Annotated in this window: 22 protein-coding genes; 5 read left to right on the top strand and 17 right to left on the bottom strand. The window is 71.1% G+C overall.

The genetic code is table 11. The features are described 5' to 3' along the window. Nucleotides 1–547 precede the first annotated feature (547 nt). From tyrS to infC, 15 genes are all read right to left on the bottom strand, one after another. A complete protein-coding gene (tyrS, locus tag ITJ54_RS17675; protein ID WP_323741780.1) occupies nucleotides 548–1,864 on the bottom strand; it encodes a tyrosine--tRNA ligase in 1,317 nt (438 codons plus the stop codon). 75 nt (nucleotides 1,865–1,939) lie between these two features. Further along, nucleotides 1,940–2,602 (bottom strand): DNA-3-methyladenine glycosylase, encoded by a 663-nt coding sequence (locus tag ITJ54_RS17670; RefSeq protein ID WP_194630592.1) that lies wholly within the window; start codon nucleotides 2,600–2,602, stop codon nucleotides 1,940–1,942. Beyond that, entirely contained in the window at nucleotides 2,599–4,068 is a 1,470-nt protein-coding gene (argH, locus tag ITJ54_RS17665) for an argininosuccinate lyase (protein WP_228509617.1), read from the bottom strand. Before argH ends, ITJ54_RS17670 begins: the two co-directional genes overlap by 4 nt. 151 nt (nucleotides 4,069–4,219) lie before the next feature. Continuing rightward, nucleotides 4,220–5,416, bottom strand: coding sequence for an argininosuccinate synthase (locus ITJ54_RS17660; RefSeq protein WP_071273098.1), 1,197 nt, complete (start codon nucleotides 5,414–5,416; stop codon nucleotides 4,220–4,222). Nucleotides 5,417–5,443: 27 nt separating this feature from the next. Further along, on the bottom strand, nucleotides 5,444–6,370 hold the full coding sequence (gene argF, locus ITJ54_RS17655; protein WP_179549559.1) for an ornithine carbamoyltransferase: 927 nt from the start codon (nucleotides 6,368–6,370) through the stop codon (nucleotides 5,444–5,446). Further along, nucleotides 6,367–7,593, bottom strand: a complete 1,227-nt coding sequence (locus ITJ54_RS17650) for an acetylornithine transaminase (RefSeq protein WP_179549558.1) — start codon at nucleotides 7,591–7,593, stop codon at nucleotides 6,367–6,369. The genes argF and ITJ54_RS17650 overlap by 4 nt, the downstream gene beginning before the upstream one ends. After that, nucleotides 7,590–8,600: an acetylglutamate kinase gene (gene argB, locus ITJ54_RS17645; RefSeq protein ID WP_194630591.1), complete on the bottom strand. Its 1,011-nt coding sequence runs from the start codon at nucleotides 8,598–8,600 to the stop codon at nucleotides 7,590–7,592. The genes ITJ54_RS17650 and argB overlap by 4 nt, the downstream gene beginning before the upstream one ends. After that, nucleotides 8,600–9,751 (bottom strand): bifunctional glutamate N-acetyltransferase/amino-acid acetyltransferase ArgJ, encoded by a 1,152-nt coding sequence (argJ, locus tag ITJ54_RS17640; RefSeq protein WP_323741781.1) that lies wholly within the window; start codon nucleotides 9,749–9,751, stop codon nucleotides 8,600–8,602. The genes argB and argJ overlap by 1 nt, the downstream gene beginning before the upstream one ends. Nucleotides 9,752–9,813: 62 nt before the next feature. After that, nucleotides 9,814–10,911 carry an N-acetyl-gamma-glutamyl-phosphate reductase gene (locus ITJ54_RS17635; protein ID WP_194630589.1) on the bottom strand — a complete coding sequence of 366 codons (1,098 nt, stop codon included), beginning with the start codon at nucleotides 10,909–10,911 and terminating at the stop codon, nucleotides 9,814–9,816. Between the two features lie 75 nt (nucleotides 10,912–10,986). Next, a complete protein-coding gene (gene pheT, locus ITJ54_RS17630) occupies nucleotides 10,987–13,479 on the bottom strand; it encodes a phenylalanine--tRNA ligase subunit beta (RefSeq protein ID WP_194630588.1) in 2,493 nt (830 codons plus the stop codon). Further along, complete coding sequence (gene pheS / locus ITJ54_RS17625; RefSeq protein ID WP_194630587.1) at nucleotides 13,479–14,519, bottom strand: phenylalanine--tRNA ligase subunit alpha; 1,041 nt, start codon at nucleotides 14,517–14,519, stop codon at nucleotides 13,479–13,481. Before pheS ends, pheT begins: the two co-directional genes overlap by 1 nt. 90 nt (nucleotides 14,520–14,609) lie before the next feature. Continuing rightward, complete coding sequence (locus tag ITJ54_RS17620) at nucleotides 14,610–15,452, bottom strand: TrmH family RNA methyltransferase (RefSeq protein ID WP_194630586.1); 843 nt, start codon at nucleotides 15,450–15,452, stop codon at nucleotides 14,610–14,612. Between the two features lie 101 nt (nucleotides 15,453–15,553). Further along, a complete protein-coding gene (gene rplT / locus ITJ54_RS17615; RefSeq protein WP_071298710.1) occupies nucleotides 15,554–15,940 on the bottom strand; it encodes a 50S ribosomal protein L20 in 387 nt (128 codons plus the stop codon). A 29-nt stretch (nucleotides 15,941–15,969) separates the two neighbouring features. After that, nucleotides 15,970–16,164: a 50S ribosomal protein L35 gene (rpmI, locus tag ITJ54_RS17610; RefSeq protein WP_071273122.1), complete on the bottom strand. Its 195-nt coding sequence runs from the start codon at nucleotides 16,162–16,164 to the stop codon at nucleotides 15,970–15,972. Between the two features lie 61 nt (nucleotides 16,165–16,225). Then, nucleotides 16,226–16,897 (bottom strand): translation initiation factor IF-3, encoded by a 672-nt coding sequence (infC, locus tag ITJ54_RS17605; RefSeq protein WP_194630584.1) that lies wholly within the window; start codon nucleotides 16,895–16,897, stop codon nucleotides 16,226–16,228. A 298-nt stretch (nucleotides 16,898–17,195) separates the two neighbouring features. On the opposite strand from infC, the gene ITJ54_RS17600 reads away from it, so the two are divergent. Then, on the top strand, nucleotides 17,196–17,567 hold the full coding sequence (locus ITJ54_RS17600) for a DUF1844 domain-containing protein (RefSeq protein ID WP_194630582.1): 372 nt from the start codon (nucleotides 17,196–17,198) through the stop codon (nucleotides 17,565–17,567). Between the two features lie 188 nt (nucleotides 17,568–17,755). On the opposite strand, the gene ITJ54_RS17595 is transcribed toward ITJ54_RS17600, so the two are convergent. Continuing rightward, nucleotides 17,756–19,039: a maltokinase N-terminal cap-like domain-containing protein gene (locus ITJ54_RS17595; protein WP_194630580.1), complete on the bottom strand. Its 1,284-nt coding sequence runs from the start codon at nucleotides 19,037–19,039 to the stop codon at nucleotides 17,756–17,758. Nucleotides 19,040–19,168: 129 nt separating this feature from the next. Here ITJ54_RS17595 and ITJ54_RS17590 point away from each other — a divergent pair, with 129 nt between their 5' ends. The 3 genes from ITJ54_RS17590 (at nucleotide 19,169) to ITJ54_RS17580 (ending at nucleotide 23,245) form a co-directional block, all read left to right on the top strand. Beyond that, nucleotides 19,169–20,797 carry a CHAD domain-containing protein gene (locus tag ITJ54_RS17590; protein WP_194630578.1) on the top strand — a complete coding sequence of 543 codons (1,629 nt, stop codon included), beginning with the start codon at nucleotides 19,169–19,171 and terminating at the stop codon, nucleotides 20,795–20,797. Between the two features lie 4 nt (nucleotides 20,798–20,801). Further along, nucleotides 20,802–21,257, top strand: a complete 456-nt coding sequence (locus tag ITJ54_RS17585; RefSeq protein WP_194630576.1) for a MaoC/PaaZ C-terminal domain-containing protein — start codon at nucleotides 20,802–20,804, stop codon at nucleotides 21,255–21,257. A gap of 131 nt (nucleotides 21,258–21,388) precedes the next feature. Further along, a complete protein-coding gene (locus tag ITJ54_RS17580; RefSeq protein WP_194630573.1) occupies nucleotides 21,389–23,245 on the top strand; it encodes a glycoside hydrolase family 2 protein in 1,857 nt (618 codons plus the stop codon). Nucleotides 23,246–23,363: 118 nt separating this feature from the next. On the opposite strand, the gene ITJ54_RS17575 is transcribed toward ITJ54_RS17580, so the two are convergent. Then, nucleotides 23,364–24,215: an alpha/beta fold hydrolase gene (locus ITJ54_RS17575; protein ID WP_194630571.1), complete on the bottom strand. Its 852-nt coding sequence runs from the start codon at nucleotides 24,213–24,215 to the stop codon at nucleotides 23,364–23,366. 116 nt (nucleotides 24,216–24,331) lie between these two features. Here ITJ54_RS17575 and ITJ54_RS17570 point away from each other — a divergent pair, with 116 nt between their 5' ends. Continuing rightward, nucleotides 24,332–25,561, top strand: coding sequence for a hypothetical protein (locus ITJ54_RS17570; RefSeq protein ID WP_194630569.1), 1,230 nt, complete (start codon nucleotides 24,332–24,334; stop codon nucleotides 25,559–25,561). The last annotated feature ends 23 nt before the right edge of the window (nucleotides 25,562–25,584 follow it).

Here is a 25,584-nt window from a genome sequence, read left to right as displayed (position 1 = left end):
CACCGAAGTGTCAGCGAGTTGATTCTGACTGTTGACTGTCTACTGACAATCTTCAATCCAAAAGGAATTGTCTCCGAAACTCACCACAAGTGATGAGCCACGAGGTCAATAAATTGGCATTGACAATGTGCACGCTGTTGAGTTCTCAAGGACCAGACGCACTCCCCGCTCGATCCGTGAAGGATTCCGCCAGAGAGGCATTCGTTCTTGGTTTGACCACCGGTCATCGTCGGACCCGAAGGCCCAGTGGCTCATCCCGTAGGAGAGAACCGGTGGAGTAGTCATCCTAGGCGTCGGAGCCGGTTGGCGCAAGGCCAGTTCCGAACTCCTGTGGAGGATGGTCCCGCTTGAGGGCCGACGTGCTCTGGGCTTTCGCTCCAGCCGCTCCGCCGCACCTTTGGGGTGACGAGAGGAAACATTACGGGCGGATCGGCCAGAGCGCCAAGCCAGGCCAGATCCCGGGCGTGTCGCATCGTGCAACACGGGGGCCGTAACGCGACGAAGCCCGGTCTCCGCAAGGGAGAACCGGGCTTCGAACGGCTGGTGGTCAGGCGGTGAGGGTCACTCCGGCGAGGGTCTTCTTGCCACGCCGGACGACGAGCACGCCGCCGGGCAACGCGAGATCGGCCAACACCGTGGTCGGGTCGTCGGCCCGGGCGTTGTTCACGTAGACCCCGCCCTGGTCGATGGCGCGTCGGGCTTCCCCGAGGGACTTCACCAACTCGGTCTCGACGAGGGCCTTCGCGAGGTCGTCCCCCGGGTCGAGCGACACCGACCCCGGGAGCTCGGCGATCGCGGACCGCAGTGTCTGGGCGTCGAGGGCCTCGAGGTCCCCGTTGCCGAACAGCGCCGCCGAGGCATCGATCGCCGCCTGGGTGGCATCGACCCCGTGCACGAGCGAGGTCACCTCGAACGCAAGCGTCCGCTGGGCCTCTCGTCGGAAGGGCTCGTCAGCGACCGCCCGCTCGAGTCGTTCGATCTCCGCCCTGGGCAGGAACGTGAACTCGCGCAACCGGGCAATCACGTCGGCGTCCGCGGTGTTGAGCCAGAACTGGTACAGCGCGTACGGCGACGTCATCTCGGCGTCGAGCCAGATCGCGTTGCCCTCGCTCTTGCCGAACTTGGTGCCGTCGGAGTTCGTGATCAGCGGTGTGCCGAGCGCGTGCACCGTCGCACCCTCGGCTCGTCGGATCAGCTCCGTCCCCGAGGTCAGATTGCCCCACTGGTCGGAGCCACCGGTCTGCAGCGTGCACCCGTACTGCAGGAAGAGCTCCCGGTAGTCGAGCCCCTGCAGGATCTGGTAGCTGAACTCCGTGTAGCTGATCCCCGCGTCCGAGTTCAGCCGTGCGGCGACGGCGTCCTTCTTGAGCATCGAGTTGACGCGGAAGTACTTGCCGATGTCACGGAGGAAGTCGATCGCGGACAGCGGCGACGTCCAGTCGAGGTTGTTCACGAGCCGCACGCCGTTGTCACCGTCCGGACTGAGGAACCGCGAGACCTGCTCCTGCAGGCGGCTCACCCAGTTCGAGACCGTCTCGCGGGTGTTCAACGTGCGCTCGGCAGTTGGTCGAGGATCCCCGATCAACCCCGTCGATCCCCCCACCAGCGCGAGTGGTCGGTGCCCCGCCAGCTGCAACCGACGCATGGTCAGGAGCTGCAGGAGGTTGCCGCAGTGGAGGGACGGTGCCGTGGGGTCGAACCCGCAGTAGTAGGTCATCGGCTCGCCGTCGAGGGCCTCTTGCAGAGCGGTCTCGTCGGTCGAGACCTGCACCAGCCCGCGCCAACGCAGTTCGTCCCACACCGAGGCGAAGGTGGGGTCGTTCTGCTGGCGCGTCAGGACGTCGGGAGCGGTATCACTGGCCACCGGTCCATCGTAGCGGCGGTCACCGACGCCATCAGGTCGGCGGGGAGGACAGCCGGGAGGCTCGGCTCGGCCTGGTCAGTCGACGGCGCCCTTGTGCCGTCGGTACGTCGAGACCGTCGGCTCCCCCGGCAGCCAGAAGCGCCACGGGAAGGCCGCGCCACCGGCACGGCCGGCGACGCCGGTCCGCGGCCCGCGGCGGATGCCGGGGTCGGAGGCGAGCTCGGCGAGGACCGCAGCCGGACCGTGGGTGGCGATCCGGGCCTCCAGACCGGGAGCCAGCGCGAGCACGTACGGGCCGGAGCCGTCGAGGACCGACGTGCCGTCGTCCGTGCCGAGGACCGCGCCGAGTGCCGCACCGAGGTTGCCGGGGCCTCGTGCGAGCTGGACGTCCGAGACGGTGGCGCCCCGGCGCCCGCGGGCGACTTCGACCCCGTCGACCACCTCGGCGCCGCGGAGCAGTGCCCCGGAGGACGTCCCCGTGTCACCGCTCACCACGTTGACGCAGGTGTGGATGCCGTACGAGCGGTAGGCGTAGAGCGTCCCCGCCGACCCGAACAGGTTGCGGTTCCGGTCCGTCATCCCACGGTGTCCGTGCGAGCCGGGGTCGGTGGGGCCGAAGTAGGCCTCGACCTCGGTGATGCGGATCGTGACGCCCTTGCCGGTCAGCGTGGCACCGAGCAGCGCGGGCGCCGACATCGGAGCCGGTGCCGCGAGGACCGCGAGCGCAGCACGCGTCATCGGGTGAAGGGCGCTCCCGCCGCCAGGTCGCGGACACGCTCCGTGAGCGTCGCGAGCTGTTCCACGACACGGTCGGGCGCGGTGCCGCCGACCCCCGAGCGCGACGCGACGCTGCCCTCGATGGTGAGGACGGCGCGGACCTCGGGCGTGAGGTGCTCCGAGACGGCGGCGTACTCCTCGTCCGCCGGGTCGTCGAGCTCGATCCCGCGCTCCTCGCAGTACCGGACGAGCGCGCCCGAGACCTCGTGGGCGTCGCGGAAGGGCACGCCCTGTCGGACGAGCCACTCCGCCACGTCGGTGGCGAGCGAGAAGCCCTGCGGCGCGAGCTCGGCCATCCGGTCGGTGTCGAAGGTCAGGGTCGCGACCATGCCGGTGAAGGCCGGGAGCAGGACCTCGAGCGTCGCGACGGAGTCGAAGACGGGCTCCTTGTCCTCTTGGAGGTCACGGTTGTACGCCAGCGGCAGGCCCTTGAAGGTCGCGAGCAGCCCGGTGAGGTTGCCGAGGAGCCGGCCGGACTTGCCCCGAGCGAGTTCCGCGATGTCGGGGTTCTTCTTCTGCGGCATGATGCTCGACCCGGTGGAGAACGCGTCGTGGAGCCGGACGAAGCCGAACTCCTTCGTGTTCCACAGGATCACCTCTTCGGCCAGACGCGACAGGTCGATGCCGATCTGCGCGAGGACGTAGGCGAACTCGGCGACGGTGTCCCGCGCGGCGGTGGCGTCGATCGAGTTCTCGGCGGGGCGGTCGAAGCCGAGCTCGAGGGCGATCGCCGTCGGGTCGAGTCCGAGGGAGCTGCCCGCGAGCGCTCCGGCCCCGTACGGGCTGACGCTGGCGCGGCCGGACCAGTCGCGGAGGCGTTCGAGGTCACGCACCAGCGGCCACGCGTGGGCGAGCAGGTGGTGCGCGAGGAGGACCGGCTGCGCGTGCTGCAGGTGCGTGCGCCCCGGCATGATCGCGCCCTGGTGTTCACTCGCCTGCTGGCTGATCGCGTCGACGAGGTCGATGACCATCCGCCCGATGCGCCGCCCGTGGTCGAGCATGTGCATGCGGCCGAGCGTGGCGATCTGGTCGTTGCGGCTGCGGCCAGCGCGGAGCTTGCCGCCGAGGACCGGGCCGAGGTCGGCGATGAGCAGGCGTTCGAGGGCGCCGTGGACGTCCTCGTCCGACTCGTCCGGCTGCAGCGAGCCGTCGGCGTGGGCGGCGTCGAGGCGGTCGAGCCCGGCGGTCATGGCCTCGAGCTCGTCCGCGGTCAGGTAGCCCGCGGTGTGCAGGGCCCTGGCGTGTGCGCGAGAGCCGGCGAGGTCGTACGGCGCGAGCTGCCAGTCGAAGTGCGTCGACTTCGACAGGGCGGCCAGTTCGGCGCTCGGGCCGTCCGCGAACCGGGCGCCCCACAGGGCGCCGGCGTTGGTGCCGTCGGTCTTGGTGGGCTCGGCGTCCGGCCTGGAGGCCCGGGGTGCGTCCGTCATGTCGTCCTGCGTCGTGTCGTGGGTCGGTCTGGGTCGTGCGTGCGTCTGGGTCGTGCGTGCGTCTGGGGCGTGCGGCGCGGGGCGGAGGCGGGTCGGGCCTCCTGGGCGGTGCGGACGGCGGGACCTGTCGGTCCCGCCGTCCACGAGGCGACTAGTTCGCCAGGTCGCGGCGTGCCGAGATCTTGGACGGGAGCGACCAGATCTCGATGAAGCCCTTCGACAGCGACTGGTCGAACGTGTCGCCGGTGTCGTAGGTCGCGAGGTCGAAGTCGTACAACGACTGCTCGCTGCGGCGACCCGTGACCGTCGCCCGGCCGCCGTGCAGCTGCATGCGGATGTCGCCGGAGACGTACTGCTGGGTGTCGTTGATGAAGGCGTCGAGCGACCGCTTGAGCCCACCGAACCAGAGGCCGTCGTAGACCAGGTCGGCCCACTCGGACTCGACACCGCGCTTGTAGCGGTTCACGTCGCGCTCGAGGGTCAGGCTCTCGAGCTCCTCGTGCGCGGCGATGAGCGCCATCGCGGCCGGGGCCTCGTAGACCTCGCGCGACTTGATGCCGACGAGACGGTCCTCGACGACGTCGATGCGGCCGACGCCGTGCTTGCCGGCGAGGGCGTTGAGCTCCTGCACGATGCGCAGGACGCTGAAGCGCTGGCCGTCGAGCGCCACCGGGATGCCCTGCTCGAACGTGATGGTGACCTCGTCGGCATCACGCGCGATCGCCGGGTCCTGCGTGTAGGCGTAGAGGTCCTCGATCGGGGCGTTCCACGGGTCCTCGAGGAACCCGGTCTCCACCGCGCGGCCCCAGACGTTCTGGTCGATCGAGTACGGCGACTTCTTGCTCTGGAGGATCGGCAGGTCGTGCTCCTGCGCGTAGATGATCGCCTTGTCGCGGGTGAGCGCGAGGTCGCGGACCGGGGCGACGCTCGTCAGGTCGGGTGCGATCGCGGCGACGGCGGCCTCGAAGCGGACCTGGTCGTTGCCCTTGCCGGTGCAGCCATGCGCGACGCTGTCGGCACCGAGCTGCTTGGCGGTCAGGGCGAGGTGCTTCGCGATGAGCGGGCGGCTCAGCGCGGAGACCAGCGGGTAGCGCTTCTGGTAGAGCGCGTTCGCCTTGAGGGCGGGCACGAGGTAGTCGTCGGCGAACTCGTCCTTCGCGTCGATGACCACCGACTCCACCGCGCCGCAGTCGAGCGCGCGCTGCCGGATGGCCTCCATGTCCTCCCCACCCTGGCCGACGTCCACCGCCAGTGCAACGACCTCTTTGCCGGTGGCGTCCTTGAGCCAGCCGATGCCGACGGAGGTGTCGAGTCCTCCGGAGTACGCCAGTACGACGCGGTCTGCCATGTGATGTCTCCTAGGGGTGTTGGGGGGTCAGTTGTTCGCGGCGAGGAGCCAGGCGAGGAGGGCCTTCTGGGCGTGGAGACGGTTCTCCGCCTCGTCCCAGATGATGCTGCGCGGGCCGTCGATCACGTCGGCGGTCACCTCGTAGCCGCGGTCGGCCGGCAGGCAGTGCATGAACACGGCGTCGTCAGCGGCGTGCGCCATCATCGCGTCGTCGACGCGGTAGCCGTTGAAGGTGTCGAGCCGCTGCTGCTTCTCGTCCTCCTTGCCCATCGACACCCACGTGTCGGTGACGACGACGTCGGCTCCGGCGACGGCGGCGACCGGGTCGGTCACCACGAGCACCGAACCACCGGTCTCGGCAGCGCGCTGCTCGGCGTCCGTGACCACCTGCGGGGTGGGCGAGAACGCACTCGGCGAGCCGACGCGGACGTGCATGCCGGCGGTCGCGCAGGCCAGCAGGTAGGAGTGCGCCATGTTGCTCGCGCCGTCACCGACGAAGGCGATGGTCTGGCCGGCGAGGGCGCCGCGGTGCTCACGGATGGTGAGCAGGTCGGCGAGGAGCTGGCAGGGGTGGAAGTCGTCGGAGAGGGCGTTCACGACGGGCACGGACGTGCTCGCGGCCATCTCCTCGAGCCCGGCCTGGCCGTAGGTGCGCCAGACGATCGCCGACACCATGCGCTCCAGCACCCGGGCGGTGTCGGAGGGGGTCTCCTTGCCGCCGAGCTGGCTGTTGGCGGTCGAGATGATGAGCGGGCTGCCACCGAGGTCGCTGATGCCGACGTGGAAGGACACCCGGGTGCGGGTGGACGACTTGTCGAAGATCACGGCGACGCTCTGCGGGCCGGCGAGGGGCTTCGCACCCCAGCGGTCGCGCTTCATCTCGACGGCGAGGTCGAGGATCGCGGACTGCTCGGCCTGGCTCAGGTCGTCGTCACGGAGGAAGTGGCGGGTCATGCGGAGGTCTCCTGGTGGGCGCCCTCGACGGACGCCATGCTCTGGGCGAGGATCGCGAGGAACTCGTCGATCTCGGCGTCGGTGACGATGAGCGGCGGCGCGATGCGCAGGCTCGACTCGTTCGGCGCGTTGACGATGAGGCCGCGCTCGAGGGCGGCGGCGGCGATCGCGGCCGCGACCGGCAGGTGCAGCCCGACGCCGATGAGGAGCCCGGTCCCCCGGACCTCCTCCACGAGCGGCGAGCCGAACGCGCTGATGCCGCTGCGGATCCGCTCGCCCTTGGTGACCGCGCCCTCGACGAGCCCGGCGGACTCGATCTCGGTCAGCACGGCGTTCGCGACGCGGGTGCCGAGCGGGTTGCCGCCGAAGGTCGAGCCGTGCTGGCCGGCGGAGAACAGGTCGGATGCCCAGCCGAAGGTCACGAGCGCGCCGATCGGGAAGCCGCCGGCGATGCCCTTGGCGACCGTGATGGCGTCCGGGACGACGTCGTACTGCTGGAAGGCGAACCACGAACCGGTCCGACCGACACCGGTCTGGATCTCGTCGAGGACCAGGAGCGCGCCGTGCTGTTCGGTCAGGCGTCGGGCCGCGGCGAGGAAGCCCTCGGGGAGGTCGACCACGCCGGCCTCGCCCTTGATCGGCTCGATGAACAGCGCCGCGACGGTGTCGTCGATCGCGTGTTCGAGGGCCTGGATCGAGGTGTCGATGTGCTCGACGCCCGGGATCATCGGCAGGAAGTCCTCTTGCAAGGCGGGCTTGCCGGTGAGCGCGAGCGCCCCCATCGTCCGACCGTGGAAGGCCTGCTTCAGCGCGAGGATGCGGGTCTTGCGACCGTCGGCACCGCGGTTCAGCCGCGCGAGCTTGAAGGCGGCCTCGTTCGCTTCGGCGCCGGAGTTGCCGAAGTACACGCGGCCCGCGTCGCCGGCGCCGGAGATCCGCTTGAGCCGTTCGGCGAGTTCGAGCTGCGGCGGGGTCGCGAAGTAGTTCGAGACGTGCACGAGCTTGGCCGCCTGGTCGCTGATGGCCTCGACCAGGGCCGGGTGGGCGTGCCCGAGGGAGTTCACGGCGATGCCGGCGAGGAAGTCGAGGTACTCGTTGCCGTCGACGTCCCAGACACGGCAGCCCTGACCGCGCTCGAGCATGATCTTCGGCGGCGTCAGGGATCGCATGAGCGACGCCCCGAACCGGTCGTTCCAGGTCTCGGTCTGCGTCTCGGTGCTCACCGTGCGGTTCCCTTCGTCTGCGTGGTGTCGTGGGTCACTGCCGGACCGCGTCGGCCGATCTCGGCGTGCGTGTTCTGGTTCTCGGTCCGCCTGCTCGGGTCCGGGATCACCTCGGTGCCAGCGCCGCGGAGCGTGAAGACCTCGAGCAGGATCGAGTGCGGGATGCGGCCGTCGATGATCGTCGCGCCGCCGACTCCGCCGACCACGGCGTCGAGGCACGCGGTCATCTTCGGGATCATCCCCGACTCGAGCGACGGCAGGAGTTCGCGCAGTTCCTCGACCGCGATGAGGTCGATGATCGAGTCGCGGTCGGGCCAGTTGCGGTACAGCCCCGGGACGTCGGTCAGCATCAGCAGCTTCGAGGCGCCCAGTGCGATCGCGAGTGCGGCCGCCGCAGCGTCGGCGTTCACGTTGAGCGCCTGGTCGGGGTCGGCGTCGTCGATCGCGATGCTCGAAACGACCGGGATCTGGTTCGCCCGGATCGCCGCGAGGACGCCGGACGGGTCGACGTGGGTGATGTCACCGACGTGGCCGAGGTCGAAGTGCTCGCCGTCGACGACGACGCCCTTCTGCTCGCCGGTGAACAGCGAGCCGCCGTCACCGAACACGCCGACACCGATGCCGTCCCCGTGCTCGTTCATCAGGTCGACGATCTCGCGGTTGACCTCGCCGGCCAGGACGTCGCGGACGACCGTGATCGCCTCGGTCGTGGTGACGCGGTAGCCACCGCGGAACTCGGACTCGATGCCCTGTTCCTTCAGCGCAGCGGAGATCTGCGGACCCCCGCCGTGCACCACGACGGGATGCAGGCCCGCGTAGCGGAGGTAGACCATGTCCTCGGCGAAGGCCCGCTTGAGGTCGTCGTTCACCATGGCGTTGCCGCCGAACTTGACGACGACGATCTTGCCGGAGAACCGCTTGAGCCAGGGCAGGGACTCGATGAGCGTCGCAGCCTTGACGGCGGCGAGCTCGTGCTCGTGCTGCTTGGAGTGGGTGTCGTCGGCCATCAGCTGGAGTACGCGCTGTTCTCGTGGACGTAGTCGTGCGTCAGGTCGTTCGTCAGGATGGTCGCCGAGTACGGCCCCACCCCGAGGTCGATGAGCACGTCGGTGTCGCGTGGTGTCAGGTCGACCTCGTCGATCGGACGGTCGGGCGCACCTGCGTGGCACACCCGCACGCCGTTCATCGAGACGTCCACCGCGTAGGGGTCGAACTCGGCGTCGGTGGTGCCGATCGCCGCGAGCACCCGGCCCCAGTTGGGGTCGTTGCCGAACACGGCCGCCTTGAAGAGGTTGTTCCGGGCGACGCTGCGGCCGACCGTGACGGCGTCGTCCTCGGTCGCGGCGTTCACCACGTGGATCGCGATGTCGTGGCTGGCACCCTCGGCGTCCTGCTGGAGCTGGCGGGCCAGGTCGGCACAGACGACGGTCAGGGCCTCCTGGAAATCGCCCACCTCTGGTGTCACGCCGGACGCGCCGGAGGACATCAGCACGACGGTGTCGTTCGTCGACATGCAGCCGTCGGAGTCGACCCGGTCGAACGTGACGCGGGTGGCCGCCCGCAGGGCCTGGTCGAGTTCGTCGGAGGTGAGGAGCGCGTCGGTCGTGATCACGACGAGCATCGTCGCGAGCCCCGGCGCGAGCATGCCCGCGCCCTTGGCCATGCCACCGACGGTCCAGCCGTCCTCGGAGACCGACGCCTGCTTGGCCCGGGTGTCCGTCGTCATGATCGCGGCGGCGGCGTCGGGGCCGCCGGTCTCGGACAGGGCGTCCGTGGTGAGTGCGACGCCGTGCAGGACGTGGTCGCGGAACGTCTGGTCGCCGCGGCCGATCAGACCGGTCGAGCAGACGACCACGTCGCCGGCCCCGATGCCGAGGGACTCGCCCACCGCCTCGGCCGTCATGTGCGTGGTCTGGAAGCCGAAGGCCCCGGTGAAGCAGTTCGCACCGCCGGAGTTCAGGAACACGGCCCTGGCGATGCCGTCGCCAACGACCTGCCGGGACCAGATCACCGGGTGGGCCTGGGCGCGGTTGCTCGTGAAGACGGCGGCCACCGCGGCCTGGGGGCCGTCGTTCACGACGAGCGCCACGTCGGGCGTCCCGCTCGCCTTGAGCCCGGCGGTCGCGCCGGCAGCACGGAAGCCCGCCGCTGCGGTCACGCCCTCCGCGTCGCTGACGGACTGGAGGCTCGTGGGGGCGTCCGCCCCGGTCGTTGCGTCGGTCACGGTGCGACTCCGTCCACGCTGAGGCCGAGGGTCTCCGGCAGACCGAGTGCGATGTTGGCCGACTGGACGGCTGCACCGCCGGTGCCCTTGGCGAGGTTGTCGAGTGCCGTCACCGCGACGACGCGTCCGGCTGCTTCGTCGACGGTCACGCCGATGAGTGCCGTGTTCGCGCCGATGGTGTCCGCGACCCGGGGGAACTGGCCCTCCGGCAGCAGGTGCACGAAGGGCTCGTCCGCGTAGGCCTGCTCCCAGGCGAGGCGGACGTCCCGCGCGCTGACGCCCGGCGCCAGCTTGGCGGTGGTGGTGGCGAGGATCCCGCGCGACATCGGCACCAGGACCGGGGTGAACGAGATCGTGACGTCCGAGGCGCCGGCGAACCGCAGGTTCTGCTGGATCTCCGGGACGTGCCGGTGCTTGCCGCCGACGGCGTACGCGCTGGCGGAGCCCATGATCTCGGCCGCGAGGTAGGTCGGCTCGAGCTTCTTGCCGGCGCCGGAGGGCCCGACGCTGAGCACCGCGACGATGTCGTCGCCCTGCACGAGCCCGGCCTGGATGCCCGGCTGGATGCCGAGCGTGATCGCCGTCACGTTGCACCCGGGGACCGCGATGCGCTTGGTCGAGGCGAGTTCGGTCCGCTGACGGCTCTGCGCGACGATGTCGTCGACGTCGCGCCACTCGTCCGCCGAACCCGGGGTCGGTGCCGCGTGCAGGAGCTCGGGCAGGCCGTAGGTCCATGCGCCGTGGTACTCGCCGCCGTAGAAGGCGTCCCAGGCGGCGGGGTCCGTCAGTCGGTGGTCGGCGCCGCAGTCCACCACGAGGGTGTCGTCGTCGAGCTCCGCGGTGATCGCCCCGGACTGCCCGTGCGGCAGTGCCAGGAACACGACGTCGTGCCCACGGAGGGTGTCCGCCGTCGTCTCGACCAGGGTCAGGTGGGACAGCGACCGGAGGTGCGGCTGCGTCGCGACGAGCGGCTGCCCGGCGTTCGAGAACGCGGTGACCGTCCTGACGTCGAACTCGGGATGGGCGGAGAGGATGCGCAGCAGCTCACCACCCGCGTAGCCGCTGGCTCCCGCCACGGCGACGGATACGGACATGGGATTCCACCTTCGGTCGGACTGTTCGTCGAGGATCTGAGGCGGCGGCCCCGGGCGGTGCTGGTCCCAGTGGGATCAGTCGCGCAGGGTCGCCCCGAATCGCTCGCCGGCACGTCGGACGGCGCCGTCACGGGCCACGGAGGCCTCGGCAGCGGTCAGGGTGCGGTCCGTGGCGCGGAAGCGCAGCGCGAACGTCAGGGACTTCTGTCCCTCGTCCACGCCGGAGCCCCGGTAGTCATCCACGAGCCGAGCATACTCCAACAGCTCTCCGGCGCCAGCGCGGACCTCGTCGAGCACGTCGCCCGCGGGGACGCCGACGTCGACCACCAGGGAGAGGTCCTGCGTCGCTGCGGGGTAGGACACGATCGGCGCCACGTGCACGGCATCGGGGACCGCGGCGACCACCGCGTCGAGGTCGATCTCCACGACGGCGACGACCCGCGGCAGGTCTGCGGCAGCCGTCAGCTCGGGCAGCAGTTCGCCCGCGATGCCGACCACGGTGTCGCCGACCAGGAGCGACGCGGCGCGTCCGGGGTGCAGTGACGGATGGGTCGTCTGCGCGACGGTCAGGTCGACCCCGGCGGCCCAGGCCACGGTCCGCGCGACGTCGAGCGCGTCCGCGATGCCGAACGGCTGCGGGAGCACGCCGGGCTGCTTCACGAGGCGGTTGCCCGTCAGGAGCGCCGACACGTGGAACGGCTGCGCGGGCAGGGCGGCGTCGAGCGCGAGGAGCGTCTCGGTACCCGGGTGCTCCGCGCCGACGGGCACCTCGGTGGTCCCGAGTTCGGCGTCGGACACGGGGAGGAACACCCGCGAGGTCTCGTACACGGCCAGGTCGACCAGGCCACGGGACACGTTGCGGCGAGCCACCTCGACGAGCGCGGGCAGGCCGCTGCGGCGGAGCAGGTCCTGCGCGCTGTCGAGTGCGTTCGCGAGCACGACGCTCGGGCCGCCCTCGGCGTCGATGCCCGGGTACGCGGCAGCGGTCGCGGCCGACACGAACGGCGCCGTGACGACCTCGGTCAGGCCGTCGGCCGCGAGGGCTGCTGCCACGCGGCGGAGTGCCCGCTGGTGCGCGGTGAGGCCCCGGCCGGGCGGAGCGACGGGCAGGACGCTGGGGATGCGGTCGTAGCCGACGATGCGGGCCACTTCCTCGACCAGGGTGGTGTCGTCGGTCAGGTCGGGGCGCCAGGTGGGCGGCGTGACCGCGAGCTGCTCACCGTCGACGTCCACCGACGCACCGAGGGCGCGCAGGGTGTCGATCACCTCGGCGTCGGAGTACTCGACGCCGATCAGCTCGGACGGCCGGGACAGGCGCATGGTCACGACGGGGCGCGGGGTGGTGTCCACCAGCGTCGAGCCGAGGGTGTCGGCCGTGCCGTCGGCGAGCTCGACGAGGAGCTCCACCGCGCGGTTCGCCGCGGCTTCGGCCACGAGCGGGTCGACGCCGCGCTCGAAGCGACGGGAGGCCTCGCTCGGGAGCTTGTGGCGGCGGGCAGTGCGGGCGATGGAGACCTGGTCGAAGTCGGCGGCCTCGATCAGGACGTCCGAGGTGCTCGGGGAGATCTCGGTGCGGGCGCCGCCCATCACGCCGGCGAGCCCGACGGGGCCGTCGTCGTCGGTGATGACGAGGTCCTCGGGGTGGAGCTTCCTCGTGACGTCGTCGAGCGTCGTCAGGGTCTCCCCCGGTGCCGCGCGACGGACGCCGAGTCCGCCCCGCACGGTGGCGAGGTCGTACCCGTGCAGGGGCTGCCCGAGCTCGAACATGACGTAGTTCGTGATGTCGACCGGCAGCGAGATGGAGCGGACGCCGACGAGCGACAGGCGGGACACCATCCAGGCCGGTGTCGGCCGTGAGGCGTCGATGCCGCGGACGACCCGCGTCACGAAGGTCGAGGAACCGACCCGGCCGCGGATCGGTGCCTGGTCGTCCACGGTCACGGAGAACCCGTCACCGGACCGGGGAGCGACGCGCTCCACCGGGTCGTGGAACGAGGCGCCGGTGGCGTGGGCGTACTCACGGGCGACGCCGCGCATGCTCAGCGCGTAGCCGCGGTCCGGGGTGACGTTGATCTCCACCGCGGCGTCGTCGAGGCCGAGGAGCGCGATGGCGTCCTGGCCGACGGTGGGCTCCATGCCGAGGTCGGCGAACCGGAGGATGCCGTCGTGCTCGTCCCCGAGCCCGAGCTCACGCGCCGACGCGATCATGCCGTCCGACACGTAACCGTAGGTCTTGCGGGCGGCGATCGGGAACGGTCCGGGCAGCACGGCGCCCGGCAGCGTCACCACGACGAGGTCACCCACGTCGAAGTTGTGCGCGCCGCAGACGATGCCGCGGGGCTCCGCCTCGCCGACGTCCACCTGGCACCAGTTGATCGTCTTGCCGTTCTTCTGCGGCTCCGGGACGCGCTCGAGCACCCGACCGACCACGACGGGCCCGGTCAGGTCGTAGGTGTGGACGGCTTCTTCCTCGAAGCCGACCGACACGAGCGCCGCGTGGACGTGCTCGAGGGTGGCGTCCTCGGGGAGGTCGACCGACTCACCGAGCCAGCGGAGTGGGACGCGCATCAGACCACCGTTCCGAACTGCTGCGAGAAGCGGATGTCGCCCTCGAGGAAGTCACGCATGTCGTTCAGGCCGTTGCGGAACTGGAGCGTCCGCTCGATGCCCATGCCGAAGGCGAAGCCCTGGTACTCGTCGGGGTCGATGCCGGCCGACCGCAGGACGTTCTGGTTCACCATGCCGCACCCGCCCCACTCGACCCAGCGCGCGCCGCCCTTGGCGTTCGGCTGCCAGACGTCCATCTCGGCGGAGGGCTCGGTGAAGGGGAAGTAGTTCGGGCGCAGCCGGATCTGGGCTTCGTCGCCGAACATCTGCCGCGCGAAGTGCTCGAGCGTGCCCCGCAGGTGCGCCATCGTCAGGCCCTTGTCGATCGCGATGCCCTCGACCTGGGTGAAGACCGGCAGGTGCGTGGCGTCGAGCTCGTCCGCGCGGTAGACCCGGCCGGGCGCGATCACGTAGAGGGGCAGCTCCCGCGACAGCAGGGACCGGATCTGGACCGGCGAGGTGTGCGTGCGCATGACGAGGTGTCGCTCGACCGGCTCGACGAAGACGGTGTCCGCCATCGCCCGGGCGGGGTGGTCCTGGTCGAAGTTCAGGGCGTCGAAGTTGAACCACTCGTGCTCGAGCTCGGGGCCCTCTGCCACTTCCCATCCCATGCCGACGAAGATGTCGGCCACGGTCTCGTTCAGCAGTGAGAGCGGGTGCCGGGAGCCCGGGGTGCGGGTGGACGGCAGCGCGGTGACGTCCACGCGCTCGGCGTCGAGGCGCGCGCGCTCCTCTGCCTCGGCGAGGACCGACTCCTGTTCGGCGACCGCACCGTTGACCCGACCGCGGGCCTGTCCGACGAGCTTGCCCGCCTGGGCCTTCTGCTCCGGCGGGACACTGCGCATCGACGCGTTCATGCGCGCGAGCGTCGACTGCTCGCCGGTGTGCTCCGCCCTGGCCTGCTTGAGCTCGGCGACCGTCGTGGCGGCACGGACTGCGGCGAGGGCCGCGTCGACCGCGTCGGCGACGGCCGATTCGCTGATCTCGAGAGGTTCTGACACAGCACCAGAGCCTACCGGCCCCTGGGATACCGCCGTTCTGTACCGGACGGACTGTGGAACGCGACCGGACAGACGTCTCCTGGGGAGGAGTCAGACGGACCGCTGCGCGAACGCCGACTCGTACAGGCACACGGACGCCGCGGTCGCCAGGTTCATCGACTCCGCGCGCCCGTAGATCGGCACCTTCACGGCGCGGTCGACCATGGCCAGGTCCTCGGACGTGAGCCCGCGGGCTTCGTTCCCGAAGACCCAGACGGTCGGGCCGTCGAGCAGCCCCTCTGCACGGACGTCGGGCAGGTCGTCGCCGGACACGTCCGCCGCGAGCACCGTGTAGCCGAGCGACTTCGCGCGCTCGATCGTGTCCGCCAGCCCGACGCCGACCGACACCGGGACGTGGAACAACGACCCCGTGGTCGACCGCACGACCTTGGGGTTGTACGGGTCGACGCTGCGCCCGGTCAGGACCACCGCGTCGGCACCGGCGGAGTCGGCGGCACGGATGATGGTGCCGGCGTTGCCGGGGTCGCGGACCTCCTCGAGGATCGCGACCAGTCCCGGGAGCCCGCCCTCCGAGGCGGACGCGTCGGGGGCCTCCTGGCTGACCCGGTCGGGGAAGACCTGCCGCACCGACGTCGGGAACTGCTCGCACACCGCGACGACGCCCTGCGGGGTGACCGTGTCGGCCATCGCGTCGAGGACCTGCTCGGTCACGAACCAGGTGTCCACCTGGGTGTCGGCGAGCCCGTAGCGCTCGGCGGCGGTCGGCGTCACGTAGAGCTCACGGAGGAGCTCCGGCCGGTACTCCAGGGCTTCGCGGACGGCCTGGGGGCCCTCCAGCAGGAACAGCCCGGTCTCGGCGCGCACGTCCTTCTTCGTCAGCGCGGCGACGGCCTTGACGCGTCCGGCACGGGGGTTCTCCAGGAGATCAGTCACGGGGACAGTCTCGCAGGCCAGCGCTCCCGCGACGCACGACGCCCCCGTTCCGCGGACGGAACGGGGGCGTCATCGGCCCTGACGGGCACGGGAGCTGCTGACTACGCTGCGGCCTTCGGGGCCGAGGTGTCGGCCGGGAGGGCCTTCTTCGCCGACTCGACGAGCGCGGTGAAGGTCTCGGGGTTGTTCACGGCGAGGTCCGCGAGGATGCGGCGGTCGACCTCGATGCCGGCCAGGGCGAGGCCCTGGATGAGGCGGTTGTAGGTCAGGCCGTTCGCGCGGGAGGCAGCGTTGATGCGCTGGATCCACAGGCGACGGAACTCGCCCTTCTTCGCGTGACGGTCACGGTACGCGTAGACGAGGGAGTGGGTGACCTGCTCCTTGGCCTTGCGGTACAGGCGCGAACGCTGGCCGCGGTAGCCCTCGGCGCGTTCGAGGATGACGCGGCGCTTCTTGGCGGCGTTGACCGCTCTCTTGACTCTTGCCATTGGTCTGTTCCTTTACGATCCGGGGCGGCTCAGTGGCCGAGGAGCTTCTTGACGTTCTTGGCGTCGGCCTTCGAGAGGACCTGGTCCTCGTTCAGGCGCGCCTTGCGCTTGGAGGACTTGACCTCGAGGTTGTGACGCATACCGGCCTGCTGCTTCATGATCTTGCCGGTACCGGTGACCTTGAAGCGCTTCTTCGACCCGGAGTGGGTCTTCTGCTTGGGCATGGTGGTGCCTTTCCGTGGGATGGATGGGGGACCGCGTCGTTGCGGGGTCGGTCTGGGGGACCTATTCGGTCGGGGACTCGGCCTGGGCCGGCTCCTGCGACGCAGCCGGGGCTCCGTCATCCGACTTGGTCTTCGTGGCATGCTCCGTCGCGCGGCGCTCGGCCTTCTCGGCTGCTCGCTTGGCGTTCTGCTCGCCCTTGACGTCGGACTTGTTCTTGAGGGGCGCGATGATCATCGTCATGTTGCGGCCGTCCTGCGTGGGCCGCGACTCGACGACACCGAACTCGGCGATCTCCTCGGCGAACTTGTGGAGGAGTCGGACACCCTGCTCCGGACGCGACTGCTCGCGGCCACGGAAGAGGATCATCGCCTTCACCTTGTCGCCACCGAGCAGGAAGCCCTCGGCGCGCTTGCGCTTCGTCTCGTAGTCGTGCACGTCGATCTTCAGGCGGAAGCGGACCTCTTTCAGGTCGGTGTTGACCTGGTTGCGGCGGGCTTCCTTGGCCTTCTGAGCGGCTTCGTACTTGAACTTGCCGTAGTCCATGATCTTGGCCACGGGCGGCTTCGAGTTCGCCGCGACCTCGACCAGATCCAGCTCGGCTTCCTGCGCCAGGCGCAGTGCGACGGCGATGGGGACAACGCCGACCTGCTCGCCCTGTGGTCCGACGAGGCGGACTTCGGGGACGCGGATGCGGTCGTTGGTACGGGGATCGGTGATGCGGAGCTCCTTCAATCAGGTGGTGGCCGTCCGGGGCGTTCGCCTGGACGACGGCACGAGAGAGGAGATCTGACGCACGGGTACACGACCCGTTCGGCAGCCGCCCGACTCCGGATCAGTGATCCGGACTGCCGAGGCCCGTGCAGTGACTGCATGGACTCCGGTGGAGCGGTGGTGACCCGGTAGCCTGGTGGTTCGTGGCCGCGGGTGGGAGTGACTCCTCTTCGTGATGCGGTCTGCTGGTCCGGTTCGTTCGAGAACGCGCCGGGCACACAGACAGCATCTGCCGCGGAGAGTCTAGCAGAGGAGCACCGTGACCGACACCCCGCCCAACGACCTCGCCACCGAGGCCTCCATCGACGACACCGACGCCGCCCGCGACATCTCGGAGGTGCCCGCGGTCGAGCTCATCAACACCGTGGCCGTGCACCTGCTGAGCGCCGCAGCCGTGAAGGTCGGGCTCGCGGACGACCCGCAGCAGCAGACCGACCTGGACGAGGCACGCAAGCTCATCACCGCGCTGGCCGGCCTGGTCACCGCGGCGGCGACCGAGATCGGCGACCACCACGCCCGTCCGCTGCGCGACGGTCTGCGCTCGGTGCAGCTCGCCTTCCGCGAGGCGTCCGCCATCCCCGATGCGCCAGGTGCCGGCCCCGGAGAGAAGTACACCGGACCCGTCAACTGACGGGCGCGCGGCCCGCGCCCGTCGCGGGTCGAATCGCGCGTAGGGGGTCGGATGATCCGACCCTCTACGCGCGATTCCACTTTCGAGCGCGCGCGTGATGGGTTGGAGCGTGCGCACACGGCGGACGGGAGGCTCGGTACCAGCTGGCACCGAGCCTCCCGTCCGTCATCGGGTCGCGACCAGGGCCCTCAGGACGCGACCAGGCGCTCCACCGCGGCCACCGGGATGCCGACCCAGGTCGGCCGGTTGCGCGCTTCGTAGACCACTTCGTAGACGGCCTTGTCGACCTCGAACGCGTCGAGCACCGCGTGGTGCGCGCTGAGGTCGGCGCCGATCCCGCGCTGGTAGCCGTCGAGGAAGGCCGAGCGGGCCTCGCGGGCCCAGTCGGCTGCGTCGACCGGGTCGTCGTCGTGTGCGAGTGCGCCGGCGACGTAGTCGAAGGACCGGAGCATGCCGGCGACGTCGCGCAGGGGTACGTCGGGGAGCGAGCGCTCGTCGAGCGGGCGGAGGGGCTCGCCCTCGAAGTCGAGGAAGACCCATCCGCGGGGCTCCGGCGCTGCCAGCACCTGGCCGAGGTGCAGGTCGCCGTGGATGCGCTGCAGGGCGGGCCACTCGACGGCTGCGGCGCGCTCGTACACGGCGCGCACGGCGTCGGCGTGTTCGGCGATCGCGGGGACCTCGGCGGCGGCCGTGTCGAGCCGGCTGCGCATGGTCTCGATCGCAGCGGTGACGCGGTCCGGGGTGGCGGGCACGGTCGGCATCACGCCGGCGAGCGTCACGTGGATCTCGGCGAGCGCGGCGCCGAGCCGGTCGGCTCCGTCCGCGAACGACTCGCCGCGGCGGGCGTCGTCGAGTGCGACGCGCCAGGCGTCGTCGAGACCGGGCAGGAACTCCTGCGCGAACGCGAGGTGTCCGCTCGCGATGCCGTCCTCGCGGCCGGTGTCCGGCCACTCGCCGTGCAGCGCTCCGAACACCCGCGGGACCCGGGCGGACCCGGCGGCCGAGAGCGCCTGCTGGGTCGTGACGTCCGGGTTGTCCCCGTGGTGGAGCACGCGGAACACCTTGACGATGACGGTGCCGTTGTCCTCGGTCTCGCAGATGATCGAGGTGTTGGACTGTTCGCCGCGCAACACGCGGGCGCTCGTGACGCGGCCGATGGTCCGCAGGGACTCCTCGCCGGCGTCGATGCGACCGAGGAGCCAGCGCGCGTAGGCCGGGTCGTGGGGGCCGTCGTACTGCGTGCCCTCCGGGTCGATGCGGGCGGGTTCGAGTTCGGGGACGGGCTCACGGTGCTCGGTGACGGGCACCTGGTAGAGCACGGCTCCGGTGGCGGCGTCGTCGATGACGAACCGGGTGGTCACCCGCGCTTCGTCGGTGGTCTCGTCGATCTCGGCGATCGTGCGGAGGTCGGGGACACCACCCTTCGCCGCGTACCAGCGCTGCTGAGCCATCCACTGTGCGACGTCGGTCATGCCTCAGGACGCTACGCGACGGCGGCACCGGCCGTCACAGGTCCTCCACAACAGGTGCCCACAGCTCCGCTCTCCACAGGCTGCGACTCCCCCGGTGCCGACCGAGCCGTGTCGGACGACACTGTCGCCATGGACACCCCGAACGCACCCAGCGACACCACCGCCGGAGCACTCGCCGAACCGCGGCGGTCCTGGCGCATCCCGGACGACCGACGACTGCCGGCGCTCGAGCCGTACGCCCACACCGTCGAGCGGACGCCGCCGCTCACGGTGCGCGAGACCCTGTGGGACACGGCAGGACGGACCCTGGCGTTCGCCGGTGTCGAACTGCTGCGGGCCGAGGACGCCGTCGGCGCGGGCGATGGCGCGGACGTGCGGGCCGGTGGCGATGGCGTGGACGTGCGAGCCAGCGGCGTTGGTGCGGACGTGCGGGCGGGTGGCGGCGGCGCCTGGGCGATCGACCGCGGTGCGGGGCTCGTGCCGCTGGGGTCGGGCAGGACAGCGGAACCGGGTCCGCCGCGGGACGCCGTCGAGGTCTTCCTGCGCGGGCAGCCGCTGCAGGTCGTCCGGGTCCGGGACACCTCGACCACCCTCGTGGTCCTGCGCGGCAAGGACGGCCGCGTGCGGGCCGAGGTCGCCGACGTGCGTGTGGACGAGGGCGACCCGGACACGGCGCTCCTCCGCAGCGCGCGGTGGTGGGCGCTGACGGACGACGGGGACCCGGGCTCCGTCTCGCGGTCGGTCGAGCGGGCGCTCCTCGACGCGGCGGAGGACCCCGGTCGCGGACCGCACGACCCGGTGCCGCGGCTGGCGCCGGTCCGTCGTCCCGCGGTGGACACCGGCCGACGACCCCGAGCGGGCACGGCGGCGGCGTTCGTCCGCGACGTCGTGGTGGACCTGCGGGCGGAGTTGGTGACGATCGACCCGCGGGTGCGGGCGGACGAACGCGAGTCGGTCCACGACCTGCGGAAGGTGCTGCGTCGGCTCCGGAGTGTGCTGGCGGTGTTCCGCGGGGCGCTCGACCGAGATGCCACCGAGCAGCTGCACGATCGACTGGCCGGGGTCAGCGGGGTTGCCGGAGTGGCTCGGGACGCCGAGGTGCTCCGCGACCGACTGCTCCGCTCGGCGGCTCGGGCTCCCGAGGGCTTCGTCGACGCCGGCACGCTCGACCGGCTCGGCGCACGGTTCGAGGACCGCCGCAGGACGGCGGCGACCGAGCTCCGGCGGGTCATGGGCTCCACCGCGTGGTTCGAGGCCCTCGACGCCCTCGACGAACTGGTGGAGGGCGCTCCCCCGGGGTCCCACGCCACCGACGCCGCTGCCGGCTTCGTGGCGAAGCGCATCCGGCGCGAGCGACGGCGGGTCCTGGCGCTGCTCGAGGACCCGGCGGTGGGGTCGGGCGACGGCGAGAAGGACCTCGAGGCACTGCACGGCCAGCGGAAGGCAGCACGCCGCCTGCGGTACGCGCTGCAGGCGGCCGGTGGCACGGCGGACGTCGGGAAGCGACGGCTCGGGCGGTTGCGGCGGGTGCAGGACTCGCTCGGGGACGCGCTCGACGCCGCCCACGCTGCTGAGGCGTACCGCGCCGCTGCGATGGGCGATCCCGACTCGGGCACGGAGCCGGGGTGGGGGTCAGGGGCTGGCGCTGGTGCCTTCGCGCTGGGGGTGCTGGCGACGACGGAGCGCACGGTGGTCGAGCGGCAGGTCACGGAGGGGCGGCGACTGCTCACCGGCCTGGGTGCCGCTCTGCGAGGATGAGGGCGTGCCCCACTACCTCGAGGACCTCGTCGCCGGACAGACCTTCACGACCCCGGGTCGCACGATCACCGAGGCCGACGTGGTGTCGTTCGCCTCGTGGACGAACGACAACAACCAGGTGCACACGGACGTCGAGTTCGCCGCGCAGACCCGGTACGGCCAGCGGATCGTGCACGGGATGCTCGGTGCCTCGCTCTGCGTGGGGCTGATCGCCCGCACCGGCGTGTTCGAGGGCTCCGCGGTCGCGCTGCTCGGGATCGACCAGTGGCGCTTCACGGCGCCGGTCTTCATCGGGGACACGGTCACGTGTCAGGTCGAGATCCTGTCGACGCGTCTGACCAGCTCCGGCACGACCGGCATCGTCGAACGCCAGGTCACGCTCCGGAACCAGCACGACCTGGTCGTCCAGCAGGGACGCATGGACGTCATGGTCCTGACGCGCGACGCAGCGATCGGCTGACGCGACCCGCCGAGACGCCGAGACGCAGAGACGCCGAGACTGATCGGGCCGGTGATCGGGCCGGCGATCGGGCACGCGTGCGGTTGCCAGCAACGGTTTACAACGATGTACCGATGCGCCAGCATGGAGCCATGAGCACGCTCGACGGCACCGTCGCCGCATCCACCAGCGCATCAACAGGCCTCCCCCTCGCCACCCAGCAGGACGGCACGTACCCCCGGCCCCAGATGCTCCGCGAGCACTGGGCCGACCTCGACGGCACGTGGTCGTTCCGGAACGACGGCGACGACAGCGCCTGGCGGTCGGGCTTCCCCGACGCTCGTGACATCACCGTGCCGTTCCCGCCCGAGTCCGTGGCGTCGGGCATCGACGAACCGGGCTTCCACCCCGTCGTCTGGTACTCCCGCACGATCACCCGCAGCGACCTCGACGCCGCCGGCCTCAGCGACACCGCCCCCCGGCTGGTGCTGCACTTCGGCGCCGTCGACCACCGCGCCCGGGTCTGGATCGACGGCCAGTTCATCGGCGAGCACGAGGGCGGTCACACCCCGTTCGCGTTCGACGTCACCGACGCCCTCGGCACGGACCCCGATGCCGAACACACCCTGGTCGTCCGGGCCGAGGACGACCCGCACGACCTGACGCAGCCCCGTGGCAAGCAGGACTGGCACGAGGACCCGCACACCATCTGGTACCGCCGCACCACCGGGATCTGGCAGACCGTCTGGCTCGAAGCCGTGCCGAGTGCGTCCATCGCGTACCTCCGCTGGACGAACGTCGACCACGCGACGCTCCGGCTGACGGTCCGCTTCGCCGGGGTCCGGGCGGGCGGGGAACGGCTGCGCGTCGAGGCCCGCTGGGACGAGCACGACGAGCACCTCGCGACGATCGAGTCCACCGTCGGCGACACCGCCACCGAGTTCGACGTCCTCGTGCCCCTCTCCCGCCAGGCGAACGGGCAGGCCGAGGACGAGCTGCACTGGTCGCCGGAGCACCCCCGCTTGGTCGACGCCACCGTCGCCCTGCTCTCCCGCGACGGCGAGCCGATCGACACCGTGGCGTCGTACTTCGGCGTCCGCACCGTGGGGGTCGACGGCGGCGCGTTCCTGCTCAACGGCCGGAGCCACGACGTCCGCAGCGTCCTCAACCAGGGCTACTGGCCGGACTCGCACCTCGCAGCACCGTCGCGCGCGGCCCTGCGCCGCGAGGTCGAGCTCATCAAGGAGCTCGGCTTCAACGCGGCCCGGAACCACCAGAAGATCGAGGACCCGCGGTTCCTGTACTGGGCGGACCGCCTCGGGCTGCTCGTCTGGGGCGAGGCCCCCGGCGCCTACGAGTTCTCCCCGCGAGCCGTCCAGCGGCTGATGCGGGAGTGGATGGACGCCGTCGAGCGCGACGCCTCGCACCCCTCCATCGTCACCTGGGTCCCCGCGAACGAGAGCTGGGGCGTGCAGCACATCGCCACGGACCCGGCGCAGCAGGCCTACGCCCGGTCGCTCGCCGACGTGACCCGAGCCATCGACTCAACCCGTCCGGTCATCTCGAACGACGGGTGGGAACACCCCGACTCGGACATCATCACGGTCCACGACTACGAGGGCGACGGCACCCGGCTCGCGGCGACCTACGCCGACGACACCGCGCGCTCCGAGCTGTTCCACGGGATGGGTCCGGCCGACCGGCGCGTGCTCGTCGGCGGGGCGGAGGACCTGGGCCAGCCGGTGATGCTGACCGAGTTCGGCGGGGTGAACTACCAGCCCGGCTCGAAGCGCGAGGACGCCTGGGGCTACACCTCGGCCAGCGACGGCGACGACTGGATCGCCCGCATCACCGCGCTCTACGACGCGATCCGTGCGAGCTCGTTCCTCGCCGGGTCCTGCTACACGCAACTCACGGACACGATGCAGGAGACGAACGGCCTGCTGAACGCCGACCGCACCCCGAAGGTCCCGATCGAGCAGATCCGGCGCGCGGTCACCGGGCACTAGCCAGGAGGCTCGTCCCAGGGAGCAGCAATGGTCGGGTCCACGAGATGGACCCGACCATTGCTGCTCCCTCGACGCGCGGGTCAGCGCGCGTCAGGCACGCGTCAGCGCGGGGAGCGCGTCAGGACGCGAGGAAGCGCAGGACGACCTGGTTCCACTCGTCGCGGTGCGACGCGAGGACGCCGTGCGGGCCGCCCTCGATGACGTGGGTCTGCGCGTTCGGGATCGCGGCGGCGGTGCGCTGCCCGGAGACCTCGAACGGCACGATGCCGTCGGAGTCACCGTGGATGACGAGCGTCGGGACGTCGACCTTGGTCAGGTCGTCACGGAAGTCCGTCGTCGCGAACGCGGCCGTGCAGTCGAGCGTGCCCTTCGGCGAGGCCAGTTCGGCGATCGCCAGGTCGTAGGCCCGCTGGTCCTCGCTGACGAGGGGCTTCTTCACGAGCGAGGGCTTGCCGCCGGCCGTGTAGAACATGTCGATGAACTCGTGCAGGAACGCCGGGCGGTCGCCGGTGATGCCGTTCGAGAACCAGTCGGCGAGGTCCTGGTCGACGCCGCCCTCCGGGTTCTCGTCCGACTTCCAGAGGTACGGCGGGACGGCGCTGGCGAAGACGAGCTTGGCGACCTTGCCCGTGCCGTACGTCGAGACGTAGCGCGCGAGCTCACCGCCGCCCATCGAGAAGCCGATCAGCGTGACGTTCTGCAGCCCGAGCTGGTCGATGAGCGTGTTCAGGTCGGCGGCGAAGGTGTCGTAGTCGTACCCGTTCCAGGGCTGCGACGACTGACCGAAGCCACGGCGGTCGTAGGCGATGACGCGGTGGCCGGCCTCGACGAGCGCCGGGACCTGGCCCTCCCACGAGCGACCGGACAACGGCCAGCCGTGGATGAGCACGACGGGGTCGCCCGACCCGAAGTCGTCGTAGTGCAGGTCGATGTCGTGCCCGTTCTCGGCGCCGACGGTGATGAACGGCATGGTGTTCCTCTCGAAGGGTGTTCCAGGGTCTGTCCGAGGCAACGCCCGTCCACCTCGGCGTCTGCTGATCGTCGTCGCGGACCGGACAACGGCCCTGGTCTGCGAGGATCGTCCGGGTGACGAGCGTGGCGGAGACGACCCGGGCCTCCCGTCCGGGTGTCCGCACCCTGATGACGGGACGGCACAGCGGGTGGACCGCGCCGCTCGTGATCTGGCTGGGCTCCCGGGTCGTCAGCACGGCGCTGCTCGTGACGATGTTCGTCGTCGCGACGGCGAACGGCTGGGACTTCGCGTCGTACCGCCGTGATCCCTCCTTCGCGACCTTCTCCGGCTCGTGGGACGCGTCCTTCTACCGGACCATCGCCGAGCACGGCTACCCGCGGACCCTTCCGACGGACGGCGCCGGCCACGTCCTGCCGAACCCGTGGGCGTTCCTGCCGGTGTTCCCGGCGCTCGTGCGCGTGGTGATGACGGTCACCGGCGGGTCGTTCTGGGTCGCCGGTGTCGTCGTGGCGAGCCTCGCCGGAGCCGGCGCCTGCGTGCTGCTGTACCGCCTGGTGCTCGCCGTCGGCAACCCGTACCGCGCGCGCTGGGCGACGGCGCTGTTCGCGTTCGGGCCGACGGGGTTCCTGCTGCAGGTCGCCTACGCGGAGAGCACGGTGCTGCTGCTGCTGTTCGGCGGGCTGCTCGCGCTGGTGCGCCGGCGGTACTGGCTGGTCGCGGTGCTCGGGACGGTCGCGGCGTTCACGAAGCCCGGGGTGCTGGCGCTCGCGGTCGCCCTCGCGGTGCACCTCGTCGTGCGGTGGGTCGCCTGGATGCGCGATGGTCGGGCTGCCGGGGGCTTCCCCTGGCGCGACCGGGCGGCGATCGTCGTGGCGGGGCTCGTCGTCGCCGCGGCCGGGCTCGCGTGGCCGGTGGTCGCCGGCGCGGTGACCGGCCGGTCGGACGCCTACCTGGCGACGGAGTTGTCGTGGTGGGTGGGGTTCGTCGGCCGGCAGCACTTCGCGCCGTTGACGCCGTGGTTCGTGATGGCGGGACGGTGGCTCGGGCCGCTCGGCATCGTGCTCGTCGTGGCGGTGCTGGCCGGAGCGCTGTGGTTCTTCCGGCGCCGTGACGTCCGAGCGCTCGGACCAGAGGTCGTCGGGTTCGCGGGTGCGTACGTGCTCTACCTGGTCGCGGTGTTCCTGCCGCAGCAGAGCCTGCCGCGGTTGCTCATGCCGACGGCGCCGCTCCTGAGGTCGGACGTGTTCGTCCGGACGCGGCGTCGGGCGGTGACGTGGTTGTGCGTCGGGGTGGGCCTGCAGCCGGTGGCCGTCGTGCTGCTCTGGTTCCTCGGGTACCCCTGAGGCGCGAGCCCTGCGGGGCGGGA

Origin of the sequence: Curtobacterium sp. VKM Ac-2865, from assembly GCF_015350905.1 — a bacterium.
Lineage (GTDB): Bacteria > Actinomycetota > Actinomycetes > Actinomycetales > Microbacteriaceae > Curtobacterium.
This window is presented reverse-complemented; position numbering and strand designations above follow the sequence as displayed.